The organism is Gloeocapsopsis sp. IPPAS B-1203 (assembly GCF_002749975.1).
GTDB lineage: Bacteria > Cyanobacteriota > Cyanobacteriia > Cyanobacteriales > Chroococcidiopsidaceae > Gloeocapsopsis.
Map to the genome: position 1 here is coordinate 1 of NZ_PEIG01000005.1, position 13424 is coordinate 13424.

Consider the following 13424-nt stretch of genomic DNA (forward strand, 5'->3'; position numbering starts at 1 on the left):
TACGCCAACTGAGCCTGTTGATAACACGCCAACTGAACCAACTGAGCCTGTTGATAATACGCCGATAGAACCACCAGTTGACAACACGCCAACTGAACCAACTGAGCCTGTTGACAATACGCCGATAGAACCACCAGTTGATAACACCCCAACTGAGCCTGTTGACAATACGCCGATAGAACCACCAGTTGATAACACCCCAACTGAGCCAACTGAGCCTATCGATAACACGCCAACTGAGCCTGTTGATAACACGCCAATAGAACCACCAGTTGACAATACGCCAACTGAGCCTATCGATAACACCCCAACTGAACCAACTGAGCCTATTGACAATACGCCGATAGAACCACCAGTTGATAACACCCCAACTGAGCCTATTGACAATACGCCGATAGAACCACCAGTTGATAACACCCCAACTGAGCCTATCGACAATACGCCAACTGAGCCTGTTGATAACACGCCAATAGAACCACCAGTTGACAATACGCCATCTCCGATTGAAGAGTCTACACCAGTGGAGCTATAACAAGAGCTATAAAATTGTAATTAGCTGTTTTTTCACATTGCTGGCAAAGCTTCCTACTGCGGTAGCACAACAAATACCGCCACAGATAAAGCAGTATATCTGTACTACAATTAACTACTGTGGCGGCAAAACAATAGTAGAATTTGGATCAGCAATTTCGGTAGTTGCAATACCCCAAGGTGTTGTAGGAGAATCGTAGTCATCTGTAGGTAAGTTATCGTCTATTTTTAAAGAGCTAGTATGCAAATTTACTAGTTGCTCAAAGTCAGATAAAGCTTCTAACGCAGATTGATAGCGCTTGGTAAAATCATGACGCACCATTTTACACAAAAATGTAGCAAACTCATGACTAACTTGAGCTTTGTCCATCCAGAGTGTTTCTCCCGTGTTTACATCTAGCTGCAACTCATGAGGAGATAATCCAGTTAAAGCTCTAATTCCTGTCATGCCCAATGCATAAATGTCACTACTATATCTAACACGACCTGCACATTGTTCACTGGGAGCATAGCCTTGAGTACCAATTCCGATAGTAAAGCTACTTTGCCCTTCTTGATCTAATAATTGGTTACTTACTTCTTTGACTGCACCAAAGTCAATTAGCACAAGCTTATTGTCGGAGTGTCGCCGAATGATATTACTCGGTTTGATGTCTCGATGAATGACTCCATGACTGTGAACAAATTCTAAAGTTTGTAGAAGCTCGTGTATTATTGTGACAACTGTAGATTCTGGCATTGGTCTACCTGGAGGAATTTCCTGACTGAGAGGATGACCAATAACCAACTCTTGCACAAGATAAAATTCTTCACCTTCATCAAAGTACGCCAGCAGTTGAGGAATTTGGTCATGGGTTCCCAACTTTTCTAGGGTTTCTGCCTCTAATTGAAACAAACGTCTAGCAAGTTGGAAGTGTTTGGGATTGTTACTCGCAAGTTTAAGTTGTTTAACAACACATAGTGGACTACCTGGGCGTTGTCTGTCCTCTGCTACATAGGTTTCACTAAAGCCACCAGCACCTAATACTCTGACAATTTTATAACGCCCGCCAAGGAGCTTTCCAATCGTTGCTAGCTCACGTTGCTCAAGTAGGTATTGTAGGTCATCTTGTTGACTAATAATTTCTTGCACAATTGGAGACGATGCATAGCGTTCTAAGCTACGGTGTAAACTCCTTTTTCTCAATCTTTCACTTGCTACACCTGTACCCAAGTAGGAAAAGCTGGCAAGAGAGATCGCAACCAAAGGAACAGCAACAGGAAAATACAAACCACCATATATGAAACTGAAATAACTCAGACTGACCCAGAAAATCATAATTCCTGCGGTCGATGCACATTGAATAGCAGTGCGCTTAGATCTTCTAATTAAAAATGCACTTCCACCAACTAAAAGTAGTACAAACAAGCTACATGTATTGGTGTTAGGAATTCCTTGTGCGATCGCACGATTATTTAGTAAAGTTGCGATCGCATTCGCTTGAATTTCTACTCCTGACATTTGCTGTGGATACAACCAACTTCCAGCAAATGGCGCTCCATGAAAATCTTGTAGTGAAGCTGCTGTTGCCCCGACTATAACAATTTTATCTTTGAAATACCTTCCTTGCTGTAAATAGCTATTCCAGTTTTCAGGATCTAATACATGCCAAAAAGAAATCTGCTCAAATGTCCAGCTGGACCATAAAAATTAATATACTCTGCTTGAGGTCTGACAAACGCAGGGTTAGCGGCTTTAGCCACTGCCTCTTCAAATGAAGGGAAATCTTTCAATTCTTCCAGTGTATCTTTTGGGTATTCTTCTTGTTGCGACAATAACTCTGGGAAAGTACTTGCAAACCGATGAACTTTCCCATCAGCTTCTAGCGGAAAATTAATTGTGCCAATTGAATGCGGTTTTGTCCAAAATAAGCGTTCGGGCTGGATTAATTGAATTAATCTACCTTGATAAATTTCTGCTTCTGCATACTCGGCAGCCAATGCTACTTTACCTGGATAGCGCTGCAATACTTGAGCTAATTGTTGATCGTCAGCGGAACCGTAGCTACTAGGGTTGGTAAATAAAATATCTAAAGCAACGACTTTTGCACCTGCTGCCATCAACTGATCGATTACTTGTGCATACGCAGCACGTTGCCATGCCCAAGCTTTCAGTGGTTCCAAATAAGCATATTTTTGTGGATCTGCTTCCAACAATTGCTTGGGTATTGATAATGATGGCTCATCAATCGCCAAAATGACAATATCTTCTGGTGGCGCTACTGGACCACGGAGTTCAAAAAACATTGTCTGGACATGAGATTCCCACAGCTGAACTAATCGCCAATTTCCGCCTATTGCGATCGCAGCTGCGATTGCCCAAGCTATTGTAAGAATGTGTCCGATCCAGGCAAGACGTAACGATTGACGTACCGTCAATATTGCAGTGATTTTTGTCGTTGCTTTATGCACTTTAAGCGATCGCTTACCAGCTGAGTCTTTTTTCTGGAGCTTGGATGCTGTATCGTCTTGTGTCATATCTTGCCTGGAAGCTTGTTTTCCCTACAACAACCTGATTTTGTCTTTTCTAAGTTAATCTCTCAAAACTTCAATATCAACCGAATTTAGCTATGATATGCATATATTACTCGCAATAGCATTTATACTTAGGCAGTAAAAATCTCTGGTACTATGTACCCTATCAACAATTTTATTCGACAATGGAAAATCTCCAAAATTAAAGAGTTGTCTCGTGCTGTCTATTTTAAGCAAAACTACTTGCTGTCATCGGCACTAGTAGGTGCCTAAGAAGTAGCGTTAGCATTAATACTATAGACTGTGCCTGTGATTATAAATTTCTCAGAGTGTAGAGACTGTTATAATTCAGCCGACAAGCGTAAAACGACAACTCAGATTTATATTTGTGACTAAACTTATTATGTCTTATTATCAGTTTACACGCTATTTAGGAGGTATTACAAAGCTACATTAAAGCCTAAAATTAGTGACAGTAGCAGTAATTTAAACAATTTTAGCCAAATATACTGTGTGTTTTAGTAAGTACTGAAAGCAACAAGCTAGGAAAAAATTGGTAGGAGTTATTGCAAAAAAAGCATTAAACCTCAAAAAATGTTTAGATGCTCTAGGTGACAGTAGGGTAGAAACAAAAGACAATTGTGTATTATCTGAAATAGTAAACTGAACAAAGGATTTTCTAAAAAATGCGGCATATTTTGCGGCTTCGGAAAAATATATTTTATTCAATTATTTTAAGTAATATAGTACTTTTAAATGATTTGTGAATTTGATAACGTACTAGAAGAGTGGCTAATGGCTAATGAAAGAGAAGCTAGTATGCTGCTCAAACAGTAAAAAAGTGACTCTTGAATAATTAGCAGCCCCAAGGAGATGTTCATAAATCAAATAGAAACGCTATATAAGTTGCAATACAAATTAAAGGAAAACTAACTATTTCTAAGCTTTTAGGTTTAACTTTTATGGCATGCTTAATAAACCGCACGTCTATTTTTGTAGACGGCAATAATATGTTCTATGCGCAACAAAAAAATGGTTGGTTTTTCGATCCAAGAAGAGTATTGGAATACTTTAAAACAGAGCAACCAGAGACGATATTAATCAATGCCTTTTGGTATACCGGCTTAAAAGATCCACAAGATCAGCGTGGTTTTAGAGATGCATTGATCAGCTTAGGATATACAGTACGGCATAAAATTCTTAAAGAATATTACGACGATACCTCTGGACGTTATTCGCAAAAAGCGAACCTAGACATTGAAATTGTCGTAGATATGTTTAATACTGTAGAGCAATATAATCATGTTATTTTATTTAGTGGAGATGGAGATTTTGAACGAGCAATTGAGCTATTGCGCTCAAAAGATACTCACATTACTGTAGTGTCCACAGAAGGAATGATTGCACGAGAATTACGGAATGCTACTGATAGATATATTGATTTAAATGATATTAGAGAATACATAGAGAAAGTAGATTATTAATAATTTAGTTGAAATATAGTTGATATTTTAGACTTAAATACAAAGAACAAACGGCACATACAAAGCAATAGCATGAACGTGTTTACATATAATTTACGATCGCTGTAGTAGAAATCAAGAATAAGTTGACATAAACAACATCAAATAAGGAGTACTATGCACGCACAACAAGATCGCATCATTATCTTTGATACAACATTGCGGGATGGAGAACAATGTCCTGGTGCCACATTAAATGTAGAAGAGAAGGTGATGATTGCTCGCCAACTGTCACGGTTGGGTGTAGATATCATCGAAGCTGGATTTGCATTTGCCAGTCCAGGAGACTTTAATGCAGTACAGCAAATTGCCGAAACTGTAGGTACTGAAGACGGTCCTGTAATTTGTAGTTTGGCAAGAGCAATCAAGGATGATATTAAAGCAGCAGCAGAGGCATTAAAGCCAGCTGCTAAAGCAAGAATTCATACATTTATTTCCACGTCAGATATTCATCTAGAGTACCAGTTGAAAAAATCCCGTTCTGAGGTGTTAGCGATCGCTGAAGAAATGGTCGCCTATGCTAAATCTTTCATGGATGATGTGGAATTTTCTCCTATGGATGCGGTACGCACTGATCCAGAATACTTGTATCAAGTGCTAGAACGCGCGATCGCTGCTGGCGCAAAAACAATCAATATTCCTGATACCGTAGGTTACACTACTCCTAGTGAATTTGGAGCGCTGATTCGCGGTATAAAAGAGAATGTTTCAAATATTGACCAAGCAATTATTTCGGTTCACGGTCACAATGATTTGGGTTTAGCTGTTGCTAACTTCTTAGAAGCTGTCAAAAATGGAGCGCGACAACTCGAATGTACGATTAACGGTATTGGGGAACGCGCTGGCAATGCGGCACTAGAAGAATTAGTCATGGCGCTACACGTCAGACGGCAATACTATAACCCTTATTTAGGTCGCCCAGTTGATTCTGAAGCACCTTTGACAAATATTGATACGCATCAAATTTATAAAACTTCCCGACTCGTTTCTAATTTAACAGGGATGCTGGTGCAGCCGAATAAGGCGATTGTTGGTGCAAATGCTTTTGCCCACGAATCTGGAATTCACCAAGATGGCGTGTTGAAAAATAAGCTGACCTATGAAATTATGGATGCCCAATCCATCGGCTTAACTGATAATCAAATCGTCTTGGGCAAACATTCGGGACGCAATGCCTTCCGCACTCGTTTAAAGGAATTGGGATTTGAACTGTCGGAAACAGATTTAAATAAAGCATTTTTGCGGTTTAAAGACTTAGCAGATAAGAAAAAAGAGATTTCTGATTGGGATTTAGAAGCAATCGTCAACGATGAAATTCAACAAACACCAGAACTATTTCGTTTAGAGTTTGTGCAGGTTTCCTGCGGCGATCGCGCGTGTCCCACTGCTACTGTGTCGATTCGTACTCCTGAAGGTGAAGAATTAACCGATGCGGCAATTGGTACCGGACCCGTTGATGCTGTCTATAAAGCCATTAACCGCGTGGTGAATGTCCCCAATCAACTGATTGAGTTTTCTGTTCAGTCAGTGACTGCGGGGATTGATGCGATCGGTGAAGTCACAATTCGCCTACGTTATGAAGACCGCGTGTATTCTGGTCATGCAGCTAACACAGATATTATCGTTGCCTCAGCCCAAGCGTACGTTAACGCCCTGAATCGTTTGTATGCCGCCATCCAGAATAAGCAGCAACAATTAACAGTGTAAAACATGATAGGGTGGGCAATGCCCACCTTTTTTATTTGCAGCCAGGTCATCATGCGCGATGATGTATTTGCCAAAGAACAACGATTCCATGATGAATGGGCTTCTACAATTGACGTCGAAGGAATTCAAGTCCGAGATTACTTTGAAGCTTGTACTGCCCCCGAAAATCGCTTCATTCTGAATCATTTAGGAGATCTTAGAGGCAAGTTGTTATTAGATTTAGGTTGTGGCGCGGGTGAAAACAGCGTCTACTTTGCGAAAAAAGGGGCAAGATGTGTTGCAGCAGATTATTCGCCAGGAATGGTGGAGGTTGCATTGAAACTTGCTGAGGCAAATGGGGTAAAAGTTCAAGGACGCACAATGAATGCGATCGCACTTGATTGTCCTGATAACACCTTTGATATAGTTTATGCCTCAAATCTTTTGCATCACATTCCCAACCCCCGCGCCGCAATTCGCGAAATGCATCGCGTTCTTAAGCCTGGTGGAAAAGCTTGTTTTTGGGACCCTTTACGGCATAATCCTGTGATTAATGTGTATCGACGCATTGCCACAAAGGTACGAACCGAAGACGAAATGCCATTGGATATCAATATTGTTGATTTTGTGCGATCGCACTTCTCAAAAACAACTTACGATACCTTTTGGCTAGCGACTTTATGGATTTTCCTACGCTTTTATTTAATTGAAAAAGTAGATCCAAACAAAGAAAGATACTGGAAGAAAATCATCCTTGAACACTCCCGACTAGCACCCACATATCAAAACTTAGAAAAGTTTGATGTCCTTCTCAAAAAACTACCTCTAATGAAACGCTTCGCCTGGAATATCGCCGTTGTCGCCACAAAATAAGTAACAGGGAGAGGAAGAAGTGGTTAGTGACTAGTTTTGAATTATGAATTAACTCCATTCATAATTCACCTTCACCCCTCGCCCCTCACTCCTCACCCCTCTCTTCTACGGTTGCCGATTTGCTGCCCGATCTAATTCAGGAACTGCTTCCGCAGATTCAACTGCTGGTTCTGAATCAGGAAATACAAACCGCAATAAAGGTGGTGCTAAAAAGGTTGTCAAAATGACCATCATAATAATCGCTGCTTCTAACGGTTTAGAAAGCGCACCACTTGCCGAACCAACTCCAGCAAAGACAAGTCCGACTTCACCACGAGGAATCATCCCCACACCGATCGCCAAACGATTGATTCCAGGTTGACCAAATACAGCTAAACCTGTGACGACTTTACCAATGATCGCGATCGCAATTAAAAAACTTGCAATCAACAAACCTTCGCGATTTGTAGGATTGGCTGGGTTCAACACTCCCAAGTCAGTTTTTGCACCTACAGTCACAAAGAAAATTGGTACTAGGATGTCAGCGATCGGAATGACTTGACGTTGCAATTCTTTGCGTTTATCGGTTTCATCTAACACTAGACCAGCTGCAAAAGCTCCTAAAATTGCCTCCAAGTGAATCACAGCTGCCAAGTATGCCATAGCGTAAGCAAAAATGATTGCCGGTATGACAATGCCGCCGCGAGTCTTAAACAGATCCACTACTGAGACAAACGTTTTATTGAATACTTTACCCAGAAGAATAGCACCAATTAAGAAACCACTCGCACTAAGAATCAAGTAAACAACGTTGGTGACATCAATCTCACCAGTTTTTGCCAAGCTAGCAACGACCGCTAAGACAATAATGCCTAATACGTCGTCAATAACCGCAGCACCTAAAATAATTTGACCTTCTTTAGAATTGAGTCGCCCCAATTCAGACAAAACCTTCGACGTAATACCGATACTCGTTGCAGTTAAAGCTGCACCCGCAAAAATTGCTGGAACAGCCGAAATCCCAAAGAAAACCATCAATCCCGCAGTACCAGCCGCAAAAGGGACAGCAACTCCCACTATTGCAACTAATGTTGCTTGAATGCCAACTTCAAGTAATTCCTTGAGATTTGACTCTAAACCAATCTCAAACAGCAGAATCACAACACCAATTTCTGCCAAGACACTGATGACATCATTTTGGTCGCGAAACACAGCGCCTGCTAGATCGGGAGTAAGACCTCCAGTAGATTCTAGAAATCTAATAATCAAAGAACTAGAAGGTTCTACTCCAGCTTCTGGAAATGCCAAAAGATGCAAGGCAGAAACCCCAACTAACACCCCACCAACCAATTCTCCCAAAACAGGTGGTAAACCAACGCGGTTTGAGAATTCTCCACCTACTTTACTTGCCAGATAAATGACAACCAAACTCAGCAGTACTGCTGTTAGCAACAGTGTTCCATATTCTGCTTCAGAGGAAGCTTCCGCCGCAGTTTCTGTCGCACTTGCCAGCACATACGTATTTCCCCATCCTGGGAGTTGCATCAACCAGGTTAAAATTGGCAATTGCATTTACCTTCCAATATGTGTACAAACATTCTTTTTACTGTACAAGTTTGCTAACTAAATTAGGAGTGGTTATTAGTAATGGTGTAAATAGGGTTTCTTTATACTTCTATTAAAATTAAACTACTCACCTGATTTCTAACTAATTTTAAGTTACAAAAACTGTAACAATTGCAACATTGTTTTTTGTTTAATGCCAGATTAGATAGCACGTCATACATGACGTCAAAATTTAATTAGCCTCTAAGTGTGAGGACAGCAAAATCAATGAATCCCTCTTCTGTAGCTGAAAGTCGCCAACATAAATATTTTTCCAATTTGATGAAGCCGTTACGCGGAGTATTTGTAACAACTAGCGTATTATGTTTAGCATTCGCCGCTCCTGTTATGGCACAACAACCGCAAGTTCCAATTTCTATGCGTACTATTACTGTAAGCGGTCGCGGTACGGAGTCAATTCCCACAACATTGACTTTAGTGCGTTTAGGAGTTGAAGTCCAAGGCAAAACTGCCGCTGAAGTTCAACAAGAGGCTGCCCGACGCTCATCAGCAGTTGTTGCTTTACTGAAAACACGTAATGTAGAAAGACTCGAAACTACTGGTATCACACTTAACCCAGTCTATAGCTATACTGATAATACACAGCGGTTGACTGGATATTCGGCAACAAATATTGTCAGTTTTCGGATTGCGACTGAAAGAATAGGAAATTTATTAGATGAAGCAGTAAAAGCTGGGGCAACAAGAATTGATAGTGTGAGTTTTATTGCGACAGATAGCGCGATCGCCCAAGCCCAACAGCAAGCTTTACGCGAAGCAACGCAAGATGCCCAACAACAAGCTAATGCTGTATTAAATGTCTTGAATCTCTCACCTAGTGAAGTCGTTAGTATCCAAATTAATAATGCTGGTACGACTCCGCCGCCACCTATTCCTTTAGCGCGTCAAGCAGCTGTAGCAGATAGCGTTGAGACTACACCAGTTGTGGGTGGCGAACAGCAAGTTGAAGCGACAGTAACGTTGCAAATTCGGTACTAGAAAGAACGCCCTTCGACTGAAGTCGGGGCTACAGAAACAAAGTGTGCCTCCGCACACTAAGATAAAAACTTTATTAGCGAGTCCACGAAGGTGGACTTTGTTTGTCTAGTAGCGAATTTATTCGCACTCGCATTCTTGCAAATGTCACATTTTCTACTAAAAATTGTCATCGCCACTCGAAAAATTGGAGTTGGTATCTTGTTTGGAACCCAACAAATCTAATTTATCTACCAGGATAATGGGTGACGTGCGCGTTGCGCCTGTGTTGCGATCGCTCCAAGTATCAAACTTTAAAGATCCTTTGACTCCGATTAAACTTCCTTTGTGGACATAATTACCCGCAATTTCTGCTGTTTTGCCCCACAACTCCAGCGTAAACCAATCAGGTTCATCACTGTTACGTGACTGACGTCTCACCGCCAACGTCAACCGACACTTGACACTGCCAGATTCAAAATACTTGATATCTGGTTCGCCACCAACACGACCTACTAAAGTTACAACATTAAGACTCATCGCTTTTTCCAGTACAAATGTACTCTATTATAGAGTAATCGCGAATATCCTCACTCTTACCAAACTTGGTGAGAAACAATTATGTTCCACTTTTTTAGCATATGAATTGTCACGTAGGCATTTTGCCTGCATCGAGTTACCCATCAAAAGTTTTAGATTAAATTTGACTCCCAAGCTGCTATTTTTGACGTCACACATTAGCATAGAAGTGTGACTGATTTGTATAAACCTTTATGCTCCTTAAAAGAAGGTCACTGGTTTAAGTTGATCTGCGGAGCTAGCTTTCAACATCTACCTGCGGTTAGAAATTTAACATTAGCTTACGCGTTAGCTGGTGCTGACTGTATTGACGTGGCGGCTGATCCTGCGGTAATTGCAGCAGCGCAAGAAGCGTTGGAAGTGGCGAAGTTGCTGGCTGTTGATGCTCAGCAGCAGGGTTTTGCTTACCAGGGTAGCCCGTGGTTAATGGTGAGCTTAAATGATGGAGAAGACCCACATTTTCGCAAAGCAGAATTTAATCCAGAGGTATGTCCGGTAGAGTGTCCTCGACCATGTGAAAAGATTTGCCCAGCAAAAGCAATTGTATTTGACCGCAATCTCTTTTCTGGCGTAGTCCAAGATCTTTGTTATGGATGTGGGCGCTGTATACCAATTTGTCCTAACGATTTAATTTATACTCGCTCTTATGTTGCTACACCAGGAGCGATCGCACCGTTAGTTTTATCTACTGGAGTTGATGCACTTGAAATTCACACGCAAGTAGGGCGAATAACTGAATTTAAAAGATTGTGGCAGGGAATCAAACCTTGGGTTAACAGGTTAAAGTTAATAGCAATTAGCTGTCCTGACGGAGACGGCATGATTGATTACTTGTGGAACCTGCATAGTATCATTGCACCACTACCCTGCCCGTTGATTTGGCAAACCGACGGACGACCTATGAGCGGTGATATTGGTGATGGCACAACCCTAGCTGCCGTGAAGCTCAGTCAAAAGGTACTCGCAGCCGGATTACCTGGATATGTACAGTTAGCTGGAGGAACTAATGATTATACCGTTGCAAAGTTAAGAGCGATCGGACTGATGAAGAGGTCAGGGGATGCTGGCGCAGACCTTCGGTTTAGGGGTCAGAGGTCAGAGAAATCGAATAACTACAAACCAAAAGTAAAGTCTTGCCCCTCGCTCCACGCTCCTCGCCCCTCTATCTCCGGTATTGCTTACGGAAGTTACGCTCGCGCTTTACTTTTACCTATTTTAGAGCAATTAGATCAAATGCCCATAAATCAAGATACTGTGGTGCCCCCACTGCGCTTAGAAGATAACCAAAAATTACTCTGGCAAGCTGTGAAGCTAGCAAATTCTTTAGTTTCTCAGCTAAAGTCAGTGTAAAAATGCTGAAATCACACGCTCATCTTACTCTCTTGTTGATAACGCCACCCTAGGAAGAATGCCCAATACAGACGATCTGCAAAAATTGCTGGATATTTTGCCGTTAGAGATTCGACAAGCTTTAGAATATCACCCTTTGAGGGATAAATTGGTTGAAGTAGTGATGGACTTGGGGCGTCTTCCCGAAGCCCGCTTCCCCAATCAAGCCGAGTACCTTTCTGATACACCTATTTCGCAGGAACAACTCAACGAGTGCATCCAGCGTGTAGGGGAATTCGGAGGAGATAACCGAGCCGGAATTGAGAAAACTTTACACCGCATTAGTGCTATCCGTAACCGCACAGGTAAAATTATCGGCTTAACCTGTCGTGTTGGTCGCGCGGTTTACGGCACAATCGGTATGATTCGCGATTTAGTAGAAACTGGTCGCTCAATTTTAATGCTTGGTCGTCCAGGAGTCGGTAAAACAACAGCTTTACGCGAAATTGCACGGGTACTAGCAGATGAACTTAATAAACGAGTTGTCATTATTGATACATCAAACGAAATTGCGGGAGATGGAGACGTTGCACATCCAGCAATAGGTCGCGCCCGTCGCATGCAAGTTGCACGTCCTGAATTGCAGCATCAAGTGATGATTGAGGCAGTGGAAAACCATATGCCAGAAGTCATTGTCATTGATGAAATTGGTACTGAACTTGAAGCTATGGCAGCACGGACAATCGCTGAACGCGGTGTACAGTTAGTCGGAACAGCGCACGGTAATCAAATTGAAAACTTGATTAAAAACCCTACGCTATCAGACTTAGTTGGAGGAATTCAAGCTGTCACATTAGGCGATGACGAAGCCCGAAGGCGACGCAGCCAGAAAACTGTTTTAGAACGTAAAGCGCCACCTACGTTTGAAATTGCGGTGGAAATGCTTGAACGCCAGCGTTGGGTAGTTCATGAAAGTGTAGCAGATACTGTAGATAGTCTCTTACGCGGACATCAACCAAGCCCTCAAATGCGTACTGTAGATGATGCGGGTAAAGTGACCGTAACTCGTCAGCAACCTGTCTCAATTCGAGGCGTTACCGACGAGAAACAAGACCTCAGAATGCCTGGAAACGCATCAGCTACGCCAGTACTACAACCAAATGGATGGCGGGCATCAGGACAAATGTCACCATTGCCTCGCTACTCCAAAGAGCCAGAATCAGGAATAAGTGAATTCGAGCGATTACTCGACCAATCGCTCGATCAGAGCGATCTCTTTGGCTATGGTGCGCAAACTGCAGGGCCAAATGGAGAAGATTTACCTCTACACATCTATCCCTATGGTGTGAGTCGTCACCAGTTAGAGCAAGTGATTCAGGTGTTGAATTTACCTGTAGTCTTGACAAAAGACATTGATAGTGCAGATGCAATTTTGGCATTGCGATCGCACGTCAAAAATCACTCAAAGTTGCGTCACATCGCAAAAGTGCGTCAAGTTCCGATCCACATGATTAAAGCCAGCACTATTCCCCAAATTACGCGGACGCTGCGCCGGATGTTGGACATGGACGAGCCACTGACAACTGATGAACGCGAACTGAGCTTATTTACTCAAGGGGGAAGTGAAGACGAAATCGATGCCTTAGAAGAGGCGCGCCTAGCAGTAGAGCAAATTGTAATTCCCAAAGGACAACCTGTGGAGTTATTACCGCGATCGCCTAAAGTCCGCAAAATGCAACACGAACTTGTAGAACACTATCGTCTAAAATCTAATAGCTTTGGCGAAGAACCCAACCGTCGCTTGCGGATTTACCCAGCTTGAGTGACGTA

The 13424-nt window shown here is 42.1% G+C and carries 10 protein-coding genes and 1 pseudogene; 7 read left to right on the plus strand and 4 right to left on the minus strand.

Features of this window, described 5'->3' with window-relative positions; genetic code table 11:
- Positions 1–532 (plus strand): annotated as a pseudogene (locus CSQ79_RS27630) (G5 domain-containing protein); the annotation flags it as partial.
- Positions 533–646: 114 nt separating this feature from the next.
- Here CSQ79_RS27630 and CSQ79_RS27635 read toward each other — a convergent pair.
- Entirely contained in the window at positions 647–2191 is a 1545-nt protein-coding gene (locus tag CSQ79_RS27635) for a protein kinase domain-containing protein (protein WP_289501054.1), read from the minus strand.
- Positions 2170–3048, minus strand: coding sequence for a CHASE2 domain-containing protein (locus CSQ79_RS27640; protein WP_289501002.1), 879 nt, complete (start codon positions 3046–3048; stop codon positions 2170–2172). Before CSQ79_RS27640 ends, CSQ79_RS27635 begins: the two co-directional genes overlap by 22 nt.
- Positions 3049–4007: 959 nt before the next feature.
- Here CSQ79_RS27640 and labA point away from each other — a divergent pair.
- From labA to CSQ79_RS09940, 3 genes are all read left to right on the plus strand, one after another.
- Positions 4008–4529, plus strand: a complete 522-nt coding sequence (gene labA / locus CSQ79_RS09930; RefSeq protein ID WP_015187313.1) for a low amplitude/bright protein LabA — start codon at positions 4008–4010, stop codon at positions 4527–4529.
- A 156-nt stretch (positions 4530–4685) separates the two neighbouring features.
- On the plus strand, positions 4686–6275 hold the full coding sequence (locus CSQ79_RS09935) for a 2-isopropylmalate synthase (RefSeq protein ID WP_099701034.1): 1590 nt from the start codon (positions 4686–4688) through the stop codon (positions 6273–6275).
- Positions 6276–6326: 51 nt separating this feature from the next.
- On the plus strand, positions 6327–7127 hold the full coding sequence (locus tag CSQ79_RS09940; RefSeq protein WP_099701035.1) for a class I SAM-dependent methyltransferase: 801 nt from the start codon (positions 6327–6329) through the stop codon (positions 7125–7127).
- A gap of 105 nt (positions 7128–7232) precedes the next feature.
- Here CSQ79_RS09940 and CSQ79_RS09945 read toward each other — a convergent pair whose 3' ends face one another.
- Entirely contained in the window at positions 7233–8678 is a 1446-nt protein-coding gene (locus CSQ79_RS09945; protein ID WP_289501003.1) for a cation:proton antiporter, read from the minus strand.
- Between the two features lie 315 nt (positions 8679–8993).
- On the opposite strand from CSQ79_RS09945, the gene CSQ79_RS09950 reads away from it, so the two are divergent.
- Positions 8994–9710 carry an SIMPL domain-containing protein gene (locus tag CSQ79_RS09950; protein ID WP_099701341.1) on the plus strand — a complete coding sequence of 239 codons (717 nt, stop codon included), beginning with the start codon at positions 8994–8996 and terminating at the stop codon, positions 9708–9710.
- Positions 9711–9866: 156 nt separating this feature from the next.
- Here CSQ79_RS09950 and CSQ79_RS09955 read toward each other — a convergent pair whose 3' ends face one another.
- Positions 9867–10226, minus strand: coding sequence for a single-stranded DNA-binding protein (locus tag CSQ79_RS09955; protein ID WP_099701036.1), 360 nt, complete (start codon positions 10224–10226; stop codon positions 9867–9869).
- Positions 10227–10436: 210 nt separating this feature from the next.
- Here CSQ79_RS09955 and ldpA point away from each other — a divergent pair, with 210 nt between their 5' ends.
- Together ldpA and CSQ79_RS09965 are read left to right on the plus strand one after the other, a co-directional pair.
- Positions 10437–11615, plus strand: coding sequence for a circadian clock protein LdpA (ldpA, locus tag CSQ79_RS09960; RefSeq protein WP_099701037.1), 1179 nt, complete (start codon positions 10437–10439; stop codon positions 11613–11615).
- A gap of 58 nt (positions 11616–11673) precedes the next feature.
- Positions 11674–13416, plus strand: a complete 1743-nt coding sequence (locus tag CSQ79_RS09965; RefSeq protein ID WP_099701038.1) for a R3H domain-containing nucleic acid-binding protein — start codon at positions 11674–11676, stop codon at positions 13414–13416.
- The last annotated feature ends 8 nt before the right edge of the window (positions 13417–13424 follow it).